This is a genomic window from Pedococcus cremeus, assembly GCF_900111375.1.
Lineage (GTDB): Bacteria > Actinomycetota > Actinomycetes > Actinomycetales > Dermatophilaceae > Pedococcus_A > Pedococcus_A cremeus.
Genome location: NZ_FOHB01000001.1, coordinates 144,125 through 164,713, shown reverse-complemented (window position 1 = coordinate 164,713; position 20,589 = coordinate 144,125). Strand labels below are relative to the sequence as shown.

19 protein-coding genes are annotated in these 20,589 nt (G+C 72.8%); 15 read left to right on the top strand and 4 right to left on the bottom strand.

Annotated features, from left to right (window positions below; genetic code table 11):
• Window position 1: 1 nt before the first annotated feature.
• A complete protein-coding gene (locus BMW78_RS00720; protein ID WP_143056099.1) occupies window positions 2-1,021 on the bottom strand; it encodes a DUF4439 domain-containing protein in 1,020 nt (339 codons plus the stop codon).
• 131 nt (window positions 1,022-1,152) lie between these two features.
• Between BMW78_RS00720 and rimP the strand changes: the two genes are divergently transcribed.
• The 12 genes from rimP to BMW78_RS21090 all read left to right on the top strand — a co-directional run bounded on the left by rimP (window position 1,153) and on the right by BMW78_RS21090 (window position 14,884).
• A complete protein-coding gene (rimP, locus tag BMW78_RS00715) occupies window positions 1,153-1,713 on the top strand; it encodes a ribosome maturation factor RimP (protein WP_091755469.1) in 561 nt (186 codons plus the stop codon).
• An 11-nt stretch (window positions 1,714-1,724) separates the two neighbouring features.
• The gene (nusA, locus tag BMW78_RS00710) at window positions 1,725-2,876 is read left to right on the top strand and encodes a transcription termination factor NusA (protein ID WP_091755467.1); all 1,152 of its coding nucleotides are present in this window, start codon (window positions 1,725-1,727) and stop codon (window positions 2,874-2,876) included.
• Window positions 2,877-3,022: 146 nt separating this feature from the next.
• On the top strand, window positions 3,023-3,235 hold the full coding sequence (locus BMW78_RS21095; RefSeq protein WP_245735584.1) for a YlxR family protein: 213 nt from the start codon (window positions 3,023-3,025) through the stop codon (window positions 3,233-3,235).
• 115 nt (window positions 3,236-3,350) lie between these two features.
• Window positions 3,351-6,236 carry a translation initiation factor IF-2 gene (infB, locus tag BMW78_RS00700; protein WP_091755463.1) on the top strand — a complete coding sequence of 962 codons (2,886 nt, stop codon included), beginning with the start codon at window positions 3,351-3,353 and terminating at the stop codon, window positions 6,234-6,236.
• Window positions 6,237-6,385: 149 nt separating this feature from the next.
• The gene (gene rbfA, locus BMW78_RS00695; RefSeq protein ID WP_091755461.1) at window positions 6,386-6,889 is read left to right on the top strand and encodes a 30S ribosome-binding factor RbfA; all 504 of its coding nucleotides are present in this window, start codon (window positions 6,386-6,388) and stop codon (window positions 6,887-6,889) included.
• Window positions 6,876-7,790, top strand: a complete 915-nt coding sequence (truB, locus tag BMW78_RS00690; RefSeq protein WP_091755459.1) for a tRNA pseudouridine(55) synthase TruB — start codon at window positions 6,876-6,878, stop codon at window positions 7,788-7,790. The genes rbfA and truB overlap by 14 nt, the downstream gene beginning before the upstream one ends.
• Before the next feature lie 10 nt (window positions 7,791-7,800).
• Window positions 7,801-8,769, top strand: coding sequence for a bifunctional riboflavin kinase/FAD synthetase (locus tag BMW78_RS00685; RefSeq protein ID WP_091756447.1), 969 nt, complete (start codon window positions 7,801-7,803; stop codon window positions 8,767-8,769).
• Window positions 8,770-8,891: 122 nt separating this feature from the next.
• Window positions 8,892-9,956: a rod shape-determining protein RodA gene (rodA, locus tag BMW78_RS00680; protein WP_342707679.1), complete on the top strand. Its 1,065-nt coding sequence runs from the start codon at window positions 8,892-8,894 to the stop codon at window positions 9,954-9,956.
• A gap of 263 nt (window positions 9,957-10,219) precedes the next feature.
• The gene (locus BMW78_RS00675) at window positions 10,220-12,082 is read left to right on the top strand and encodes an AMP-dependent synthetase/ligase (protein ID WP_091755457.1); all 1,863 of its coding nucleotides are present in this window, start codon (window positions 10,220-10,222) and stop codon (window positions 12,080-12,082) included.
• A gap of 148 nt (window positions 12,083-12,230) precedes the next feature.
• Window positions 12,231-13,802, top strand: coding sequence for a DNA-3-methyladenine glycosylase 2 family protein (locus tag BMW78_RS00670; protein WP_091755455.1), 1,572 nt, complete (start codon window positions 12,231-12,233; stop codon window positions 13,800-13,802).
• Entirely contained in the window at window positions 13,799-14,341 is a 543-nt protein-coding gene (locus tag BMW78_RS00665; RefSeq protein ID WP_091755453.1) for a methylated-DNA--[protein]-cysteine S-methyltransferase, read from the top strand. Before BMW78_RS00670 ends, BMW78_RS00665 begins: the two co-directional genes overlap by 4 nt.
• Before the next feature lie 309 nt (window positions 14,342-14,650).
• Entirely contained in the window at window positions 14,651-14,884 is a 234-nt protein-coding gene (locus BMW78_RS21090; protein WP_245735583.1) for a lipopolysaccharide assembly protein LapA domain-containing protein, read from the top strand.
• A gap of 124 nt (window positions 14,885-15,008) precedes the next feature.
• Here the strand turns inward: BMW78_RS21090 and BMW78_RS00655 are convergent, their stop codons facing one another.
• The 3 genes from BMW78_RS00655 to BMW78_RS20615 form a co-directional block, all read right to left on the bottom strand.
• A complete protein-coding gene (locus BMW78_RS00655; RefSeq protein ID WP_091755449.1) occupies window positions 15,009-16,340 on the bottom strand; it encodes an HNH endonuclease signature motif containing protein in 1,332 nt (443 codons plus the stop codon).
• Window positions 16,341-16,518: 178 nt separating this feature from the next.
• Window positions 16,519-17,088, bottom strand: a complete 570-nt coding sequence (locus BMW78_RS00650) for a protein-L-isoaspartate O-methyltransferase family protein (protein WP_091755447.1) — start codon at window positions 17,086-17,088, stop codon at window positions 16,519-16,521.
• Window positions 17,089-17,147: 59 nt separating this feature from the next.
• On the bottom strand, window positions 17,148-17,312 hold the full coding sequence (locus BMW78_RS20615) for a hypothetical protein (protein ID WP_177180222.1): 165 nt from the start codon (window positions 17,310-17,312) through the stop codon (window positions 17,148-17,150).
• A 108-nt stretch (window positions 17,313-17,420) separates the two neighbouring features.
• Here BMW78_RS20615 and BMW78_RS00645 point away from each other — a divergent pair, with 108 nt between their 5' ends.
• The 3 genes from BMW78_RS00645 to BMW78_RS00635 are packed head-to-tail and all read left to right on the top strand — an operon-like array spanning window position 17,421 to window position 20,589.
• Window positions 17,421-19,418 (top strand): TIGR03960 family B12-binding radical SAM protein, encoded by a 1,998-nt coding sequence (locus BMW78_RS00645; protein ID WP_091755445.1) that lies wholly within the window; start codon window positions 17,421-17,423, stop codon window positions 19,416-19,418.
• 17 nt (window positions 19,419-19,435) lie between these two features.
• The gene (locus BMW78_RS00640) at window positions 19,436-20,080 is read left to right on the top strand and encodes an SGNH/GDSL hydrolase family protein (protein WP_091755443.1); all 645 of its coding nucleotides are present in this window, start codon (window positions 19,436-19,438) and stop codon (window positions 20,078-20,080) included.
• Window positions 20,081-20,112: 32 nt separating this feature from the next.
• Window positions 20,113-20,589, top strand: coding sequence for a GNAT family N-acetyltransferase (locus BMW78_RS00635; RefSeq protein WP_245735582.1), 477 nt, complete (start codon window positions 20,113-20,115; stop codon window positions 20,587-20,589).

Genomic DNA, 20,589 nt, shown 5'->3' with positions numbered 1-20,589 from the left:
CTCACTCCAGGCCGGGGAAGGGCTGCAGGGCCATGCCCCAGCGGTGGCACAGGCCCTCGGCCTCGGCCAGCCACTGCACGGTGGCCGCGAGCCCGGTGGCGTCGCGGGCCGCCCGCCCGGTCGCGGCGGCTTGGCTCGCCCGCAGGCCCTCGAGCACGTGCAGGGCCAGGCGCTTCGCGGCACCGGGGGTCGTGACCGGGAAGGGCAGCGGGTAGCCCAGCGAGGCGGGCGGGGCCTTGTCACCGGCCGGCTGCTCGAGCCGTGCGACGCGGGCGCGCAGCGTCGCGAGCGTCGCGGTGGCCTGGGCGCGCTGGGCCCCGGCCGACTGAGCCGCCACGACCTCGAACCCGTAGACCGCCGCGCGGGTGGCCTCGAGCGCCGCCGCGGCGAGGTCCGCCGGCACGTCCTCCTGGGTGGGCCACGCCGGCAGCTTGCCCAGGAGGGTCGCGGCGGCGGCCCGCTGGGCGAGGGCGGCCGCCGGCGTCACGACCGCCTTGGCGTCGAGCGCCTTGAGCGCCGCGAACGACTCGGGGGACAGCGTCGCGGCTTCGGCTGCCGCCAGGGTGGAGCGCGAGGGGGAGGTGGGCGCGCCGGTGCTCGACCGGCCGGGCGTGGCGCCGGACGTGGGGGACGCGGCGGAGGGGCTCGACGTGGTCGACGGCGTGGACGTGTGCCGCTCCCGGGCGTCGTCCACCACCGAGTCGGGCACGCCCTCGCTGCGCAGCAGGGTCCGCAGCACCTCCGCCTGGGCGCGGTGCAGCAGGGCGAGCCGGGCGGGCAGCCCGGTGCCGGGCCCCCCGAGGGCGGACGCCTGGGCCGAGAGGTCCTGCGAACCGAGCCACAGCCCGATCAGGAACGCCTCGCCCGGCACCGGCTCCCGGGTGGGCACGAGCGGCACGCGGGGAGCGTCGTCCTCGAGGCGGATCCCGCACCCGGACAGCGCCACCCCCGCAGCGCCGAGCCCGAGGACGGCCAGCACCGACCGTCGGCTCGGGCCGCACGGCATACGCGTCTCGGGCATGGGCCCGATCATGGCACGCGGCGGGATGCCGACCGGCCGCACCGGGTGTCGTCGGGCGACATGCAGCGCGGCTGCCCCCGTGGATAGAGTGTGCGCGCACGGACCCGAGAACTTCAGAGAGGACGATCCGCATGAGCGTGAGAGAGCAGATCCGTCCTACCGTCGAGGGCCCGCTCGCCGCCCTGGGCCTGCTGGTCGAGGACGTCGCGGTCACGCCGGCGGGACGACGCCGCCTGGTGCGCGTCTGGATCGACCGCGTTCTCGACGCCGACGGCGCCGATGTCACCGAGCCCACCCCGTCGCTGACCCTCGACGAGGTCGCCGACGCCACCCGCGTCGTCGGCGACGCGCTCGACGCCTCCGACGTGATGGGCGAGCAGCCGTACACGCTCGAGGTCACCTCTCCGGGCGTCGACCGCCCACTGACCGAGCCGCGGCACTTCCAGCGCAACGTCTCGCGCCTGGTCACCCTGACCCCCGTCGAGGGCGAGCCGGTGACCGGCCGCATCCTGCGGGCCGGCGCCGAGGGGCTCACCATCGAGGTCCCCGCCGTCAAGAAGCAGCCCGCACGCGAGCTCGAGCTCCGGTATGCCGACGTCGCGCGTGCCGCGGTCCAGGTCGAGTTCTCGCGGGGTCACGAGCGTCACGAGCACGACAGCGCCGCGCACGACGGCACCGACAGCAGCGAGTAGGAGAACTGAACATGGACATCGACCTTGCGGCCCTGAGGGCCCTCGAGCGCGAGCGCGACATCTCGCTCGAGATCCTGATCCCTGCCATCGAGCAGGCGCTGCTCGTCGCCTACCACCGCACCGAGGGCGCCTACAAGCACGCCCGGGTCGAGCTCGACCGCAAGACCGGCCACGTGATCGTGTGGGCCCGCGAGGAGCTCGAGACCCCGGAGCCGGCCGAGGGCGAGGAGCGCGGGCGTCCCGAGCTCGGGCCCGAGTTCGACGACACCCCCTCGGGCTTCGGCCGCATCGCCGCGTCGACCGCCCGCCAGGTCATCGTCCAGCGCCTGCGCGACCTCGAGGACGAGGCCATCCTCGGCGACTTCAAGGGTCGCGAGGGTGACGTCGTCGCCGGCGTGATCCAGCAGAGCTCCGACCCCCGCCACGTGCTGGTCGACTTCGGCACCGTGGAGGGCATCCTGCCGCTGGCCGAGCAGGTGCCGGGGGAGAAGTACGTGCACGGCGAGCGCCTGCGCTGCTTCGTGGTCAGCGTGCGCCGCGGCCCGAAGGGCCCGCAGATCGGCCTGTCGCGCACCCACCCCAACCTGGTGCGCAAGCTGTTCGCGCTCGAGGTGCCCGAGATCGCCGACGGCAGCGTCGAGATCGCCGCGCTGGCCCGCGAGGCCGGCCACCGCACCAAGATCGCCGTGCACTCCAAGGTCGCGGGACTCAACGCCAAGGGCGCCTGCATCGGCCCCATGGGCGCGCGCGTGCGCGCGGTCATGACCGAGCTGCACGGCGAGAAGATCGACATCGTCGACTACTCCGAGGACCCCAAGGTGTTCGTCGCGGCGGCGCTCTCGCCCTCGCGGGTGGAGTCGGTCGAGATCGTCGACCCCAAGCTGCGCGCGGCCCGCGTGGTGGTGCCCGACTACCAGCTCTCGCTCGCCATCGGCAAGGAGGGCCAGAACGCCCGCCTCGCCGCCAAGCTGACCGGCTGGCGCATCGACATCCGCCCCGACAACGCCCCCTCCGGCCAGCAGGGCGGCCGCTCGACCGGCTCGACCGGTGCGTCCGGGGCCGGTCAGCGTGGTGGGCAGTCCGCTGGTCATGGTGCTGGTGGAGCCGCTGGTGCCGGTGGTGACCGGACCGGCGGTGCCGGTGGCGCACACGCGCCCCGGTAACGGGTAGAGTGGTGGGGACCGACCGGACTGGACTCCAGCCTCGGCGCACCCGTGCACGGCACGACGAGGGCGCAGCGCGCCCGACCCGGACGTGCGTGGGGTGTCGTGGGAGGGATAGCCGGTCGGTGCTCCTGCGAGTGGTCGCGATGAGGAATGAACAGGGCCAGTTCCTGCTTGTACCTGATCTGCGACGTTGTTCGCCGGGCCGTGGCGCATGGCTGCACCCGACGACCGACTGCTTCGACCAAGCCCTTCGCCGGCGGGCCTTCGGGCGCGCGCTGCGTGTCAGCGCCGCCCTGGACCCGAACCCGGTGAGGGACCACCTCGAGGCAGCAAAGCAGGGAAAACCGTCCGAATGAGGGAACCGAAAGCGGGTTTGACGCTGATGAGCACCCGATGAGTACTCAGCGATGAGCACCCCCCAGCATTAACGACGGTCCGCGCCTGTCCCGGCACGGACCAGACAGGAGAAACGTGGCCAAGGTCCGTGTCTACGAGCTCGCCAAGGAGCTCGGAGTCGAGAGCAAGACACTGCTCAACCACTTGAAGGAGCAGGGCGAGTTCGTCCGCTCCGCGTCGTCCACCATCGAGCCGCCGGTCGTCCGCAAGATCAAGGAGACCTTCCCCGCGGAGCTCCGCGGCAGCGGCGACGGCCAGGCCGAGGCGAAGCCCGCCGCCAAGCCGGGGGCGAGGAAGCCTGCTGCCCCGGCTGCACCGGCCCCCGCAGCTCCGGCTGCCCCGGCTGCGGCCGCTCCGGCTCCGGCGACCCCGGCTCCGGCCGCTCCGGCCGCGGCCGAGCCCGCCGCCCCGGCGAAGCCTGCTGTCGCGCCGTCCGGCCCGACGCCCGGCCCCCGTCCCGCGCCGAAGACCCCCGAGGCCCCGGCCGCGCGCGTGCAGTCCTCGCGTGACGAGGGCCGCCAGGGCCCCGGCGTGCCGCCGTCCCCGCGTCCCGGCACCGGTGCACCTCGCCCGGGTGGCGCTGGTGCGGGCGCGCCGCGTCCCGCTGGTGGGTCCGCCCCCCGGCCCGGCGGTCCCCGTCCCGGCGCCCCGCGCCCGGGCAACAACCCGTTCGCCCCGAGCCAGGGCATGCGTGCCGGCCGCGAGGGTGGCGGGCGCGAGGGTTCGCCGCGTCCCGGCAACAACCCGTTCGCCCCGAGCCAGGGCATGCCGCGTCCCCAGAACCGTCCCGGGCCCCGTCCGGGTGGCACTGGTGCGGCCGGTCCCCGTCCGGGTGGCCCGCGTCCGAGCCCCGGCATGATGCCCGACCGCAGCGCGGTCGCCCGACCCGGTGAGCGTCCGGCCCGTCCGGGCGGTCGTCCCGGTGGTGGCCCCGGCGGTGCCGGTGGCGGTCGTCCCGGCGGCGGCGGTGGCTTCGCCGGTCGTCCCGGTGGCGGTGGCTTCCGTGGTGGCGCCGGTCGTGGCTCCACGGCAGGTGCGTTCGGCCGCGGTGGCGGTCGTCCGGTCCGCGGCCGCAAGTCCAAGCGCGCGAAGCGCCAGGAGTTCGAGCAGATGCAGGCGCCGTCGATCGGTGGCGTGAGCGTCCCTCGCGGCAACGGCTCGACCGTCATCCGCGTTCGCCGCGGCTCGTCCCTGAGCGACTTCGCCGACAAGATCGACGCCAACCCGGGCGCCCTCGTGACGGTGCTCTTCCACCTCGGCGAGATGGCCACGGCCACGCAGTCGCTCGACGAGGACACCTTCAAGCTGCTCGGCGCCGAGCTCGGCTACGACATCCAGGTCGTCTCCCCCGAGGAGGAGGAGAAGGAGCTCTTCGACGCCTTCCACATCGACCTGGAGACGGGCATCGAGGGCGAGGAGGAAGAGGACCTCGAGGCGCGTCCACCGGTCGTGACCGTCATGGGCCACGTCGACCACGGAAAGACCCGCCTGCTCGACGCCATCCGCAACGAGAACGTCGCGGGCGGCGAGTCCGGCGGCATCACCCAGCACATCGGCGCCTACCAGGTGCACAAGGTGCACGAGGGTGTCGACCGGCCGATCACCTTCATCGACACCCCGGGTCACGAGGCGTTCACCGCCATGCGTGCCCGCGGTGCGAAGGTCACCGACATCGCGATCCTCGTCGTCGCCGCCGACGACGGCGTGATGCCGCAGACCATCGAGGCGCTGAACCACGCCCAGGCGGCCGACGTGCCGATCGTGGTCGCGGTCAACAAGATCGACGTCGAGGGTGCCAACCCGGCCAAGGTGCGCCAGCAGCTGACCGAGTACAACCTCATCGCCGAGGAGTACGGCGGCGACACGATGTTCGTCGACGTCTCCGCGAAGGCCGGCCAGAACATCGACAGCCTCCTCGAGGCCGTCCTGCTGACCGCCGACGCAGCGCTCGACCTGCGGGCCAACCCGGACAAGGACGCCCGTGGTGTCGCGATCGAGGCCAACCTCGACCGTGGCCGCGGTGCCACCGCGACGGTGCTGGTGCAGACCGGCACCCTGCACGTCGGTGACGCGATCGTCACCGGCAGCGCCTACGGCCGCGTTCGCGCCATGCTCGACGAGCACGGCAAGAACGTCGACGAGGCGGGTCCGTCCCGCCCGGTGCAGGTGCTCGGCCTGTCCTCCGTGCCGCGTGCGGGTGACACCTTCGTGGTGGCTCCCGACGACCGCACCGCCCGCCAGATCGCCGAGCGGCGTGAGGCTGCGGACCGTCAGGCCTCCCTGGCCAAGGCCCGCAAGCGCATCAGCCTCGAGGACCTCAACGAGGCGCTCGCGGCCGGCAAGGTGGAGACGCTCAACCTCATCCTCAAGGGCGACGTCTCCGGTTCGGTCGAGGCGCTCGAGGACGCGCTGCTGCAGATCGACGTGGGCGACGAGGTCGACCTGCGGATCATCGACCGCGGCGTCGGTGCGATCACGATGAACAACATCAACCTCGCGATGGCGTCCGACGCCATCATCATCGGCTACAACGTTCGGGCCGAGGGCCAGAACGCCGACTACGCCGAGCGCGAGGGCGTCGAGATCCGCTACTACTCGGTGATCTACAACGCCATCGAGGAGATCGAGGCAGCCCTGAAGGGCATGCTCAAGCCGGAGTACGAGGAGCACCAGCTCGGCACGGCGGAGATCCGCGAGATCTTCCGCTCGTCCAAGTTCGGCAACATCGCCGGTTCGATCGTCCGCAGCGGCGAGATCAAGCGCGGCACCAAGGCGCGGATCACGCGCAACGGTGTCGTGGTGGCCGAGAACGTCGAGATCGCCGGCCTGCGCCGGTTCAAGGACGATGTCACCGAGGTCCGCGAGGGCTTCGAGTGCGGCATCAACCTCGGGTCCTACAACGACCTGCAGCTCGGCGACCTCATCTCCACCTACGAGATGCGCGAGAAGCCGCGCGCCTGACGCGGCACGGCGTGCCCCTGTTGACGCAGGGGCACGCACCGAGGTGAGGGGTATGCCGGGTGGTCACCACCCGGCATACCCGCACCTCTCCCTCGTGCGGGCGGCGTCCCTGCGCCCGCACGACCCCACCGTCCACCTCAGGAGGAGCCATGGCTGACGCCGGACGCGCCCGCAAGATCGCCGACCGCATCAAGGTCCTGATCGCCGCCAACGTCGAGCGCATCGTCAAGGACCCCGACCTCGGCTTCGTCACCATCACCGACGTGCGGGTCACCAACGACCTGCAGCACGCGTCGGTCTTCTACACCGTCTTCGGCGACGAGGCGCAGCGCGCCCGGACCGCTGCCCTGCTCGAGAAGAACAAGGGGCGGCTGCGCTCCTTCGTGGGCGGCCAGATCAGCATCCGCCTGACGCCCAGCCTGGACTTCTTCGCCGACGCGATCCCGGAGACGGCCGCGCACCTCGAGGACCTCCTGCGCGAGGCCAAGGAGCGCGACGCCGCCGTGGCCGCTGCCGCGGCCGAGGCGAAGTACGCCGGCGAGGCCGACCCCTACAAGAAGCCCGCGACCGAGGACGACGACCTCGACGAGGGCGCCGACGAGACCGTGTGGGACACCGCCGACCTCGACGGCGAAGCAGATGCCCGTCGCTGACGGACTGCTCGTCGTCGACAAGCCGGCCGGCTGGACCAGCCACGACGTCGTCGGCCGGGCCCGGCGCCTGTGTGGCACCCGCCGCGTCGGGCACGCCGGCACCCTCGACCCGATGGCCACCGGCGTGCTGGTGCTCGGGGTCAACAAGGCCACCCGGCTGCTGACCTTTCTGGTCGGCTGCGACAAGACCTACACCGCCACCATCCGCCTCGGGCAGAGCACCATCACCGACGACGCCGAGGGCGAGGTCACGGCCTCGACCCCGGCCGACGGGGTGACCGCCGGGTCTCTCCGCGGCGCCGTGCTCGCCCTCACGGGTGACATCGAGCAGGTGCCCAGCGCGGTCAGTGCCATCAAGGTCAAGGGGGAGAGGTCCTACGCCCGGGTCCGGGCCGGTGAGGACGTCGAGCTCCCGCCGCGACCGGTGACGGTGCACCGCTTCGACGTCCTGGCCACCCGCCGCGCCGAGGCCGACGGTGTGCCGGTGCTCGACGTCGACGTCGAGGTGGAGGTGTCCTCGGGCACCTACGTGCGGGCGCTGGCCCGCGACCTCGGCACCGCGCTCGGCGTGGGTGGCCACCTCACCGCCCTGCGGCGCACCCGGGTCGGCTCGTTCACCCTCGAGCAGGCCCACACCCTCGAGCAGCTCGAGGCCGCCGCCGAGCGCGACGAGGTGCCGCTGCTGCCGATCGCCGACGCGGCCCGCGGCGGCTTCACCCCGCGCGAGCTCAGCGAGGCCGAGGCGCGTGCCGTCGGCTACGGCCAGCGCATCACCTCCGCCCCGGCCGGCCGTCGTGAGCCCGTCGCGGCCTTCGCGCCGGACGGCACGCTGGTGGCCATGCTCGACGAGTCCGGGCTGAAAGCGCGGGCGCTCGTCGTGTTCGCCCCCTCGGGTTCGTAGAGTGTCCTCCGTGCACCGCTGGACCGACCCCGCCCAGACCCCCGACTCGCTGCGCCCCTGCGTGGCGACGTTCGGCAACTTCGACGGGGTCCACCGTGGCCACCGGGCGGTGCTCGGCCGCCTGGTCGAGGAGGGCGCCCGACACGGACTGCCCTCGGTGGCGGTCACGTTCGACCCGCACCCGGCCGCGCTGTTCCACCGCGAGAAGGGCCTGCCGCTGATCACGCCAGACACCCTGCGCGACGAGCTGCTCGCAGACACGGGCCTCGACGGCCTGCTCGTGCTGGAGTTCACGCACGAGTTCGCCGACCAGACGCCCGAGGACTACGTCGTGCGCACGTTCGTCGAGGCGCTGCAGGCGAAGGTGCTCGTGGTGGGGGAGGACACCCGCGGTTTCGGCAAGGGCTACACCGGCGACGTCGACCTGCTCCGCGAGCTCGGGGCGCGGCACGGCTTCGAGGTCGTCGTGGTGAACGACGTCGGCGACGAGGGCCTCCACCGCTGGTCCTCGTCCGCGGTGCGCGAGCACCTGGCCGCCGGCCGGGTCGGTGCCGCCGCCGGCATCCTGGGCCGTCCCCACCAGGTGGTCGGCACCGTGGTGCACGGGGCGCACCGCGGACGTGACCTCGGCTACCCGACGGCGAACCTCGACCAGGACGCGCTCGGCCTGGTGCCCGCCGACGGCGTGTATGCCGGGTGGATGACCCGGCTCGACCTGCCGGCCGAGCACGCCGACCGCACGCTGCCCTCGGCCATCTCGGTGGGCACGAACCCGACGTTCGACGGCACCGTGCGCACGGTGGAGGCCTACGTCCTCGACCGCACCGACCTCGACCTCTACGACGAGCGGGTGGCCATCGACTTCGTCGAGCACATCCGGCCGACGCTGCGCTTCGACTCCGTCGAGGAGCTGCTGACGGCCATGGCGGGGGACATCGAGCAGTGCCGCCAGGTGCTCAAGACCGTCGTCCCGTCCTGACCGGCCCGGCCGTGCGGGGGCGCGTTCCTGCGGCACGGCCGACACGCCTGCCTCCCGGGCGGTGGTCTGCGGCGTGGGGGCCGGCGGCGCCCGGCACCTGGGCGCGCAGCGACTGGGGGCTGGTGGTCGGCGCGCTCGGGCTCTCGCTCGTCGGCGCCCTGCTCGTGTGGTCGGCGACGCGCAACGCGGCCGGCACGGCATACCTCACCCGTCACCTGGTCAACACGGCGCTCGGGGTGGCGCTGGCGGCCGCGGTGACGCGCACGGGCTACCAGCTGCTGCGGGCCCTGGCGCCCGCCCTCTACGTGCTCTCGGTGGCCGGGCTGGTGCTGCTGCTCACGCCCATCGGCTCGACCGTCAACGGGTCGCACTCGTGGATCCTGCTGCCGGGCGGGTTCTCCGTGCAGCCCTCCGAGCTCGCCAAGGCCGCCCTGTGCCTCGGGCTCGCGATCGTGCTCGGTGAGCGGCTCGACCGGGGCGCCGTGCCCGACGGTCGTGACGTCGCCGTCGCCTGGGCGGTGGCGGCGGTCCCCATCGCCCTGGTCATGCTGCAGCCCGACCTCGGCTCCGCCCTGGTGCTGGGCGCGCTCGCGTTCGGTGTCGTGGCCCTCAGCGGTGCCCCGAAGCGCCGGCTGGCGCTCGCGCTCGGCCTCGTCACCGCCGGGGTGGTGGCAGCCCTGACGACGCCGCTGCTGAGCGACTACCAGCGCGACCGGCTCACCGCCTTCGCCGACCCGCAGGCCGACCCACACGGCATCGGCTACCAGACCCGGCAGGTGCGCATCGCGATCGGCTCCGGCGGCTGGCAGGGGCAGGGACTGTTCGAGGGCCGGCAGACGCAGGGCGGCTTCATCCCGTACCAGCAGACCGACTTCGTCTTCTCGGTGGCGGGGGAGGAGCTCGGCTTCCTCGGTGCCGCCGGGCTGCTGCTGCTCCTCGGGTTCGTAGTCATCCGTTCCGTCGTGGTGGCCTCACGCGCGCAGGACGCCACCGGCCGGCTCCTGGCCCTCGGGGTGGCGACCTGGTTCACCTTCCAGGTCTTCGAGAACGTCGGCATGAACCTCGGACTCATGCCCGTCACCGGCCTCCCGCTGCCGTTCGTCTCCTACGGCGGGTCGTCGATGTTCGCCTGCTGGCTCGCCATCGGCCTGGTCAACAACGTCCACCTCGCCGGCCAGCGCCGCTGAGCAGGCGGGCTGCGGCGGTGCGGCGGTGCGGCGGGGCTGCGCCGCTGAGACGGGCCCGCGGCGGCCGGTTGCGCCTCGTTGGCAGCATGGCCGGGTCCCAAGTCCCTTGTGCGGGGTGAACCGCAACGATTCACTCGAATCACCCCCCGCACCACTGGTCCCCGTGGGACGATCCCGCCAACGGGCCTGCACCGACAGGGCAGGCGAACAGGCGGCCCTTTCCGGAGACCGGCCGACACGGACCCCCCTACGTGAGGATGGCGATGACGCTGCACTACCGGACCCCTGCCGACGAGCCGGTCGACAGGAGCCTGATCGACAACCGGGCGCCGAGCGTCGCCCACCTGTTCCGCAACCGGGTCGAGGCCTCCAAGGACGAGGTGGCCTACTCCTTCCCGAGCAACGGCGAGTGGATGCCGGTCACCTGGGGCGAGGCCCGTGAGCAGGCCTACCGCCTGGCTGCCGGCCTCATCGCGCTCGGCGTCAGCCCCGAGGACCGCGTCTCGATCGCCTCCACCACCCGTTACGAGTGGGCCGTCTGCGACCTGGCCATCATGTGTGCCGGGGCGGCCACGACGACGATCTACCCGACGACCATCCCGGGCGACGTCTCCTACATCCTGTCCAACTCGGACAGCCGCGTCGTCTTCGCCGAGGACGACGGGCAGATCGCCAAGCTGCGCGAGGTCCGCCACGAGATCCCGCACGTCACCCGGGTCGTCACCTACGACGGCACGCCCGACGGCGACTGGGTCATCACCCTCGACGAGCTCGACCAGATGGGTGCCGAGCTCCTCGCCACCGACTCCGGTGTCGTCGACGAGCGCATCGACGCCCTCACCCCCGAGCGCCTGGCCACCATCATCTACACCTCGGGCACCACCGGTCGGCCCAAGGGTGTGCGGCTCACCCACGACGCCTGGACCTACGAGGCCGCGGCGGTCGACTCGATCGGCATCCTCGGCAAGGACGACCTGCAGTTCCTCTGGCTGCCGCTGTCGCACGTGCTCGGCAAGGTGTTCCTGATCATCCCGATGCAGATCGGCTTCCCCACGGCGATCGACGGGCGCGTCGACCAGATCGTCCCGAACCTCGCGGTGGTCAAGCCGACCTGGATGGGGGCTCCCCCACGCATCTTCGAGAAGGCCAAGGGCCGCATCGGGATGATGATGGAGGAGGAGGGCGGCATCAAGTACCGCCTCTTCCAGTGGGCCGAGGGCGTCGGAAGCAAGGCCGCCGCCCTGCGTGCCGAGGGCCGCGAGCCGTCCGGTCTGCTCGGGCTGCAGTACTCCCTGGCCGACAGGCTGGTGCTGCACAAGGTGCGGGAGCGGTTCGGCGGACGGGTGCGCTTCTTCGTCTCCGGATCGGCGGCCCTCGACCCCGCGATCGCGAGGTGGTTCGACGCGTTCGGCCTCCTCATCCTCGAGGGGTACGGGCTCACCGAGACGAGCGCCTTCTCGTTCGTCAACCGCCCCAACGCCTACCGCCACGGCACCGTCGGCTGGCCCGCCCCCGGCACCGAGGTCCAGGTCGCCGAGGACGGCGAGATCCTCGTCCGTGGCCCGGGCATCATGCAGGGCTACCACAACGCCCAGGACCAGACGGCCGAGACGCTCGACGTCCAGGGGTGGTGCCACACCGGTGACATCGGCGAGATCGACGACCGCGGGTTCCTCAAGATCACCGACCGCAAGAAGGACATGTTCAAGACCTCGGGCGGCAAGTACGTCGCCCCGTCGCGGATCGAGGCGATCTTCAAGGGCATGTGCCCGTACGTCAGCCAGATGCTGGTGCACGGCGCCGACCGCCACTTCGTCTCGGCCCTGGTCACCCTGGACCCCGACGCGATGGAGGGCTGGGCGGCCGCCAACAACATGGCCGGCAAGCCCTACAGCGAGGTCGTCACGTCCCAGCGGTGCCGCGACATGGTCCAGACCTACATCGACGAGCTCAACATGACGCTCAACCGGTGGGAGCAGATCAAGAAGTTCACCATCCTCGACCGCGACTTCTCCGTCGAGGACGGCGAGATCACGCCGAGCATGAAGCTGCGCCGGAAGGTCGTCAACGAGCGCTACCGCGGCCAGCTCGACGCCCACTACTCCGACACCACGGTCAAGAGCTGAACCAGGGTCGTCCCGACGCCGCGCCCCGCCACCCACCCGGGTGGCGGGGCGCCGTGCGTCCGGGGCGGTGGACGCAGGACGCCGGTGGACGGAGGACGATGTCGGATTCCTGCCGGTGGGTGTCGGCTCCGGGAGGCAGACTGTCCGCATGCACGAGGACACCGAGGCCTGCGTCCGGGCCGTGCAGGCCAAGGACGCCCGGTTCGACGGGTGGTTCTTCACCGCCGTCCTGACGACGGGCATCTACTGCCGACCGAGCTGTCCCGTGGTGCCGCCCAAGCCGCGGAACATGCGGTTCTACCCGAGTGCCGCTGCCGCCCAGGCCGCCGGCTTCCGGGCCTGCAAGCGGTGCCGGCCCGACGCGAGCCCCGGCTCACCGGAGTGGTCGACACGGGCCGACACGACCGCCCGGGCCGTGCGCCTGATCGCTGATGGCGTCGTCGACCGCGAGGGCGTCAGCGGCCTGGCGCGCCGGCTCGGCTACAGCACCCGCCAGGTCGAGCGCGTGGTCGCGGCCGAGCTCGGCGCCGGACCGCTCGCCCTCGCGCGGGCGCAGCGGGCCCAGACCGCCCGCACCCTCATCGAGTCCAGCGACCTGCCGATGACCGAGGTGGCCTGGGCTGCCGGCTTCTCCAGCCTGCGGTCGTTCAACGCCACCGTGCAGGCGGTCTTCGCGCTCACGCCGACCGAGCTGCGCCGCCGCCGGTCCCCGTCCACGACACCCGTCGACCGCGAGGCGGCCACCGGTGGGGCGTGGCACCACGTGGCGCTGCGCCTGCCGTTCCGCGCACCCCTGCTTCCCGACAGCCTCTTCGGTCACCTGGTCGAGACCCGCGTGCCGGGGGTCGAGGAGTGGCGCAGGGGGGCCTACCGGCGCAGCCTCCGCCTCCCGCACGGCCCGGCAGTGGTGGCCCTGACCCCGCAGCCCGACCACGTCGCCGCCCGCGTCTGGCTCACCGACCTGCGCGACCTCGGCAGCGCCGTGGCCCGCTGCCGCGCCCTGCTCGACCTCGACGCCGACCCGACCGCGGTCGACGAGCACCTCAGCCACGACCTCTCCCTTCGGCCCCTCGTCGCAGCCGCCCCGGGACGCCGCGTGCCCCGCACCGTCGACGCCGAGGAGCTCGCCCTGCGCGTGGTGCTGGGGCAGCAGGTCTCCACCGCCGCCGCGCGTCGCCTCGCGGCCCGGCTGGTGGCCGACCTGGGCGAGCCGCTCACCGACCCCGACGGCGGGCTGACGCACGTCTTCCCGTCGCCCGACGCCGTCGCCGCGCTCGACCCCGCCACCCTGGCCATGCCGGGCAGCCGCGCCCGCACCCTGGTCGGGCTCGCCGGAGCGCTGGTCTCCGGCGACGTGCGGCTCGGGCCGGGGGAGGACTGGACCGCCGCACGTGGGGCTCTGATGGCGATGCCCGGCATCGGCCCCTGGTCGGTCGAGATGCTCGCCATGCGCGGACTCGGTGACCCCGACGCCTTCCCGGCCTCCGACCTCGCCGTGCGTTCGGGGCTGACCCAGCTGGGCCTTGCGGGCGGTGCCGCGGTGGCCGAGGCCCAGCGTCGGTGGCGGCCGTGGGGCGCGTACGCCGTGCAGCACCTGTGGTGCCTCAGCGACCACGCTGCCGGTCGGCTCCCCGACGAACCGGGGGACAGGGAGACGGGAGGGGCCGACTCGGAGAGGCTGGGCTCGGGAGCCTCGGAGTCGGAAGGGTCGGCGGCATGACGGGCCAGTTCCTCTCCGGAGCGGCCTCGCCCGCCGTCCGCCGCCACGTGGTGATGGAGTCGACCCCCGTCGGTCGGCTGGTGCTCGTCGCCCGAGGGGCGGAGCTGGTCGGGGTCTGGATGGAGGACCAGCGGCACCACCCCGGCGTCCTCGCCTACGGCGAACCGGCCCCTGCCGACGACGAGGTGCTGACAGCCGCCGCGACGCAGCTCGAGGAGTACTTCGCCGGGCGGCGCACCGAGTTCGACCTCACGCTCGCACCGGAGGGGACGGCCTTCCAGCAGCGGGTCTGGGCCGAGCTGCTGCGGATTCCCTATGGGGAGACGACCACCTACGGCGAGCTGGCCCGGCGCCTGGGCCACCCGAACGGCTCGCGCGCCGTCGGCCTGGCCAACGGCCGCAACCCCCTGGGCATCGTGGTCCCGTGCCACCGCGTGGTCGGCGCCGGGGGAGACCTCACCGGCTATGGCGGCGGGCTGCCACGCAAGCGGCTGCTGCTCGACCTCGAGGCGCAGGTAGCCGGGCTCCGGTTGTTCTGACCGGACCGTTCTGACGGGACGAGGCCCGTTGGCGTTCACGGCCGGATCGGCCTGCGCACGGGACCCGGGAGTCGGCGGGTCCAGAGCCTTGTCTCGAAGCTCGGCGGGCGTGACCATGGAGATGTCCTGCTGCGGTCGCCGATCCGGGGGAGGCGGACCATGACGAGCAACCTTCCATCGCCGGCGCCATCCGACGAGGGGCCGATGGAGACTCCGTCGTCGGAGGAGGTTTCCTCCGGCGAGGTTCCCCCAGCTGCGCCTCCACCTGAGGCTGGTGCTCCACCCCTCACTCGGGCGAGCGCCGTCTGGGTGGCCACCGGAGCCGCGCTGCTCCTCCTCATCCTGCTCATCGTCTTCATGCTGCAGAACACGACCAAGGTCGACGTCCACTTCCTCGGCCTTTCCGGCACCATCCCGCTCGGGATGGCACTGCTGATCGCCGCCGTCGGGGGCGGCGTGGTCGTCGCCATCGCCGGGATCGCCCGGGTCACCCAGCTCCGCCTGAACGCCCGCCGGACCAGGAAAGCCACCACCAGCGCCTGACGACCAGCAGCGCCTGAGACCACCAGCGCCTGACGTCTCCGGATGGTGCAGGGCGCTCGGCGGGGCCGAGCGTGGCCGGGCATGCGTGTGGCCCCGCCGGCGGTCGGCGGGGTGTGGGGCGGGTTCACGCTGGCTCCTGCGCTGCCCGTTGGGCGAGCAGCTCGTCGTAGGAGCCGCGGGTCAGGTCCCACTCGACCCGTTCCCCGAAGGGCCCCTGCACGACTCGGCCGGCCAGACGCCGGCTGTGCACGATGGTGTGGTGCCGCTCGCAGAGCAGCGCCCCGTTGGCCAGGTCCGAGGGGCCGAGGTCGGCCCAGTGCACGAGGTGGTGGGCGTCCGTCCACTGCGGCGGCGCCTGGCAGCCGGGGTAGGTGCAGCCGCCGTCGCGCAGCCAGAGCCGTTTGGTCTGGGCGTCGGTGAAGAAGCGTTTCTCGACGCCCCAGTCCATCACCTCGCCGCCGGAGCCGAGGACGATCGGGATGACGGACCCGTCGCAGCACAGCCGCCGCACCGTCTCGGGGGCGAGGTGGGTGCCGGCGTCGAGCCCGCCCAAGGTCGTGGCCGCGCCGAGCCGGTCCTTGAGGTCGTCGTAGCTCATGGTCAGCAGCAGGGTGGTCTTGTTGGTCTTGCCGGCCTCGTCCCCGGCCGCCACCGCCCGGCGGACGAGGGTGATGAGGGCGTCGCCGCGGCGCCGGTCGCTGGACCTGAGGTCGCGTTCCCCGTCGACCGGCTTCGGCGCGGACAGCGGTCCGAGCGCGGCCTCGAGGATGGCCTTGCCCTCCACGTCGAGGGTGAGCCGGTACTCGAACGTGCCTGCTCCGGCGTCGGCCGGTTGGGAGAGGCGGATGAACGCCTTGCCGGCGTCCTGCTCCTTCTGCAACGCATCCTCGAGCCCGTACCGGGCGAGGATGAACGGGCGCACCTTCCGGCAGGCCTGGGGGCCGTCGTCGGCGGCGATGTCGACCAGCGTGGTCAGCGCCGGCTCCTGCATCGGGTCACCGAGCAGCGGGCTCAGCTTCTCGAACTCCGACACCACGGTTGCCGCGGACCGCACCGGCAACCGGCCTGCCTCGACCGCCTCCTTCACCGGCTGGTTCACGGCCTTCCCGAACGCGGTCGCGACCGACACGATCGCCGCGGCGCCACCGGCCTTGGTCGACGGGGCGTGAGCCCGGACCCACTGGGTCGGGGTCATCGCCGCGGACCCGCCGGAGGTCTCACCGCGCTGGAGTGCGTCGCGCAGCACGGCCACCTGGCCGGCGCCTCCGGCCGTCACCAGGGCGTCGAGCTCCTCCATCAGGCCGGCCAGCCCGTCGGGCCCACCACCGGAGGGACACTGCCAGGTCACCGCGTCCAGTCCGTGCAGCGCCTCCCGCGCGGCGGCGAACCGCTCCCGGCGCTCGGCCAGGCTCAGGCAGTGACCTGCCTGCTCGTCGTGGTGCTGGTTCCCCTCCATGACGACAACCCTAGGGGTGACCACCGACAACCCAGCTCAAGTCGCGACGCGTGGAAACCGTTGCAACGCAACCATTTTCACGGCATACGGGTCGATGAAACGCAAGCCCACCAGTGCCCCCTGTGGACGGTGTGGCGACCTCGGCAGCCCTGTGGAAAAGGCAGGCGCGGACCGGCCGTCAGGGCACCAGGGGCACGAAGCGGTAGTAGCCGGTGCGCTCGACCTCCGGCCCCGCTGCTGTCGCCCGGACGCGTAGCATCCGCCCGCCGACCGGGATCACCATCACGCCGTCCTGGGCCAGCTGGGCAACCAGGTCGGCGGGCAGGTGGTCGGGCTCGGCCGAGACCAGGATCCGGTCGAACGGTGCCTCGTCGGGTGCCCCGAGCACGCCCGGCGTCGCGCACACGACGCTCGCCCACGGCATACCGGCCCTGCCCACGTTGGCCGTCGCCATCTCGACGAGGGCGGGCACCCGCTCGACGCCCACCACCGACCCGGTGGGCCCGGTGAGGTGGGCCAGGATCGCGGTCGTCCACCCCGAGCCGGCGCCGACGTCGAGCACCCGCTGGCCGGGTCGGACGTCGAGCAGCTCGAGCATGGCGCGCACGGTGCTCGGCTGCGAGTTGGTCTGACCGTGCCCGATCGGCAGCGCCATGTCGGCCGGGGCGAAGAACCGCTGGGCCCTCGGGAGGTACCGCGCGCGGGGCACCGCCCGCATGGCCTCGTGCACCCGCTCTGCGGCCTCCACGCCGCCAGTATGCCGCCGGGGACGACGCCGGGCGGGCCGTCTGGGCCAGCGCGGCTGGGTCAGTGCGTTTGGGTCAGCGAGGCCGACTCCGCGCTCACAGCGGGTGCTCGCACGGCGACCGTCGGGGACGCGTCGTGGCCGGCGTGGTGGTGCAGGTGGGCGATCAGCAGCAGTCCGGCGGCGGTGCCGGCCAACAGGCGCACGGTGAGGGCACGGGAACGCATGGGCAGACGCTAGGGGCGGTGGCTGCGAACAGTCTGGGAAAGCGCTGGGAAAGCCGACCCGGTGCTCGCGATTCGGGCTGTGGCATGGGCGCGGTTACCCTTGAGCCCATGTCTGGCCTGTCCGTCTTCCCTGCTCTCGAGCCGCTGCTCGAGCAGGTCTCCAAGCCCATCCAGTACGTCGGTGGTGAGCTCAACTCGACCGTCAAGGACTGGGACTGCGGCGGCTTCGGCCCCGGGGGCGAGGACCTCACGGTGCGGTGGGCGCTGATGTACCCGGACGCCTACGAGGTGGGCGTGCCCAACCAGGGCGTCATGATCCTCTACGAAGTCCTCAACGAGCGTGAGGACGCCCTCGCCGAGCGCACGTATGCCGTGTGGCCCGACCTCGAGCGCCTCATGCGCGACCACGCGGTGCCCCAGTTCACCGTCGACGCCCACCGGTCGGTGCGCGACTTCGACCTGTTCGGCATCTCGTTCTCCACCGAGCTCGGCTACACCAACATGCTCACCGCGCTCGACCTGGCGGGCATCCCGCTGCACGCGGTCGACCGTGGCGACGACGACCCGGTCGTCATCGCCGGCGGCCACGCGGCGTTCAACCCCGAGACCATCGCCGACTTCATCGACGCCGCGGTCGTCGGCGACGGCGAGCAGGCCGTGCTGGCCATCACCGACATCGTGTCGGACTGGAAGGCGCAGGGCCGTCCGGGTGGCCGCCGCGAGCTGCTGCTCCGCCTGGCCCGCACCGGCGGCGTCTACGTGCCGGCGTTCTACGACGTCGACTACCTGCCCGACGGGCGGATCAAGCGCGTGGCCCCGAAGCCCGACGCGTCCGGCGTGCCGTGGCGGGTCGCCAAGCACACCGTCATGGACCTCGACGAGTGGCCCTACCCGAAGCAGCCGCTCGTGCCGCTGGCGGAGTCGGTGCACGAGCGCATGTCGGTGGAGATCTTCCGTGGCTGCACCCGCGGCTGCCGCTTCTGCCAGGCGGGCATGATCACCCGCCCGGTGCGCGAACGCTCCATCACCGGCATCGGTGAGATGGTCGAGCGCGGGCTGGCGGCGACCGGGTTCGAGGAGGTGGGCCTGCTCTCGCTCAGCTCGGCGGACCACTCCGAGATCGCCGAGGTCACCAAGGGCCTCGCCGACCGCTACGAGGGCACCGAGACCGGCCTGTCGCTGCCCTCGACCCGCGTCGACGCGTTCAACATCGAGCTGGCCAACGAGCTCACCCGCAACGGACGCCGATCCGGCCTGACCTTCGCCCCCGAGGGCGGCAGTGAGCGGATCCGCAAGGTCATCAACAAGATGGTGACCGAGGACGACCTCATCAACACGGTCGCCGCGGCCTACGGTGCCGGCTGGCGGCAGGTGAAGCTCTACTTCATGTGCGGGCTGCCCACCGAGACCGACGAGGACGTGCTGCAGATCGCCGACCTCGCCAAGCGGGTCATCGAGACCGGCCGGCAGGTCAGCGGCCGCCGCGACATCCGCTGCACCGTCTCCATCGGCGGCTTCGTGCCCAAGCCGCACACGCCGTTCCAGTGGTGCGCCCAGCTCGGCGCCGAGGAGACCGACGCGCGCCTGGAGAAGCTGCGCGACGCCATCAGGTCCGACAAGCGCTACGGCTCCTCGATCGGCTTCCGGTACCACGACGGCAAGCCCGGCATCGTCGAGGGCCTGCTCTCCCGCGGTGACCGCCGTGTCGGCCGGGTCATCGAGGCGGTATGGCGTGACGGTGGCCGGTTCGACGGCTGGAGCGAGCACTTCTCCTACGAGAGGTGGATGCGCTGCGCCGAGGAGGCCCTGGCCGACCTGCCGGTCGACGTCGCCTGGTACACCACCCGCGAGCGCGGCGAGACCGAGGTGTTGCCCTGGGACCACATCGACTCGGGCCTCGACAAGGAGTGGCTCTGGGCCGACTGGCAGGACGCCCTCGACGAGACCGAGGTCGACGACTGCCGCTGGACCCCGTGCTTCGACTGCGGCGTGTGTCCCCAGATGGGCACCGAGATCGAGATCGGCCCGACCGGCAAGACGCTGCTGCCGCTGACCGTGCTCGGCTCCGGCCGCGAGCAGATGCTCGAGGCGTCGCACTCCCACTGAGTCGGTAGGGTCGCGGGGTGCCTGACCTCCCTGACCTGATCGGCTCCGGACGTCCTCTCGACTGGCTCTTCACCGGCGACAGCATCACCCACGGGCTGCACCACACCCGCGGCCTGCGCGGCTACGTCGAGCACGTGGCCGAGCGGCTGCGCGGTGAGCTGGGCCGCGTGCACGACGTGGTGGTCAACACCGGGGTCTCCGGGTGGACGGCGGGCGACCTGCTCGGGGCGCTCGAGCACCACGCGCTGCGCTTCCGGCCGGATGTCGCCAGCGTGGCCCTCGGCATGAACGACGCCGTCGAGGGACCCGACGGACGGCAGCGGTTCGCCGCTGACCTGTCCGCGATCGTCGAGCACCTGCAGCACTCGGGCGCGGCCGTGGTCGTGCACACCCCGACCACCACTGGGCCCGGTGCCGAGCGCCCGCGGCCCGACCTCGCGGCATACGCGCAGGTCTGCCGCGACGTCGCCGAGCGGCACGGCGCCCTCCTCGTCGACCACCACGCCCACTGGACCGACCGGTTCGGTGACGAGCCGCCGACCCCGTGGCTCGACGACCCCATCCACCCGGGTGGCCGGGGGCAGTGGGAGATGGCCCGCTTGACCCTGCAGCGACTGGGACTCGACGACGCGGGCAGCGGGCTCGCGCGACTGTCGCTGTGAGCGCAGGCGGGACCGCGCCACCCGGTCCGGGGGTGAGCGCCAGCGGGTATGCCGTGGAGCAGGCCGGCGCCGAGGAGCTCGCCGACCTGACCCGGATGCGGCTGGCGTGGTCGGCCGACCGGGGACTGCACGCCACGGACGACGCTGCCGTCGAGGCGTTCGGCGAGCGGATGCGGCGGTGGTGGGACCAGCAGTCCGGCCACCGGCGCGCGTGGGTGGCGCGCACCCCGGGCGGCGAGGCGGTCGGCATGGCGAACGCCGCGGTGTTCGAGCGGATGCCGAAGCCCGGCATCCCACCGTCGCGGTGGGCCTACGGCGCCAACGTCTGGGTCGACCCGGGGCACCGGCGACGCGGCGTGGGCGGCCTGCTCATGCAGGCCCTTGTCGAGTGGGCCCGGGCGGAGCGCATGGTGCGCGTCGTGCTCGCGCCGAGCGAGATCTCGCGACCGCTCTACTCCGCGTTCGGTTTTCGTGAGGCGGCCGACTCGCTGCTGCGCCTGGAGCTCTGA

What these genes read in the sequence shown, in the direction of transcription:
- BMW78_RS21095 (WP_245735584.1), top strand. Translation starts at nt 3,023, where the DNA reads ATGAGGAATGAACAGGGCCAGTTCCTGCTTGTACCTGATCTGCGACGT.
- BMW78_RS00675 (WP_091755457.1), top strand. Translation starts at nt 10,220, where the DNA reads ATGACGCTGCACTACCGGACCCCTGCCGACGAGCCGGTCGACAGGAGC.
- nusA (WP_091755467.1), top strand. Translation starts at nt 1,725, where the DNA reads ATGGACATCGACCTTGCGGCCCTGAGGGCCCTCGAGCGCGAGCGCGAC.
- BMW78_RS00720 (WP_143056099.1), bottom strand. Translation starts at nt 1,021, where the DNA reads ATGCCCGAGACGCGTATGCCGTGCGGCCCGAGCCGACGGTCGGTGCTG.
- BMW78_RS00655 (WP_091755449.1), bottom strand. Translation starts at nt 16,340, where the DNA reads ATGGAGGGGAACCAGCACCACGACGAGCAGGCAGGTCACTGCCTGAGC.
- rimP (WP_091755469.1), top strand. Translation starts at nt 1,153, where the DNA reads ATGAGCGTGAGAGAGCAGATCCGTCCTACCGTCGAGGGCCCGCTCGCC.
- BMW78_RS20615 (WP_177180222.1), bottom strand. Translation starts at nt 17,312, where the DNA reads ATGCGTTCCCGTGCCCTCACCGTGCGCCTGTTGGCCGGCACCGCCGCC.
- BMW78_RS00665 (WP_091755453.1), top strand. Translation starts at nt 13,799, where the DNA reads ATGACGGGCCAGTTCCTCTCCGGAGCGGCCTCGCCCGCCGTCCGCCGC.
- BMW78_RS00645 (WP_091755445.1), top strand. Translation starts at nt 17,421, where the DNA reads ATGTCTGGCCTGTCCGTCTTCCCTGCTCTCGAGCCGCTGCTCGAGCAG.
- truB (WP_091755459.1), top strand. Translation starts at nt 6,876, where the DNA reads ATGCCCGTCGCTGACGGACTGCTCGTCGTCGACAAGCCGGCCGGCTGG.
- rbfA (WP_091755461.1), top strand. Translation starts at nt 6,386, where the DNA reads ATGGCTGACGCCGGACGCGCCCGCAAGATCGCCGACCGCATCAAGGTC.
- BMW78_RS00670 (WP_091755455.1), top strand. Translation starts at nt 12,231, where the DNA reads ATGCACGAGGACACCGAGGCCTGCGTCCGGGCCGTGCAGGCCAAGGAC.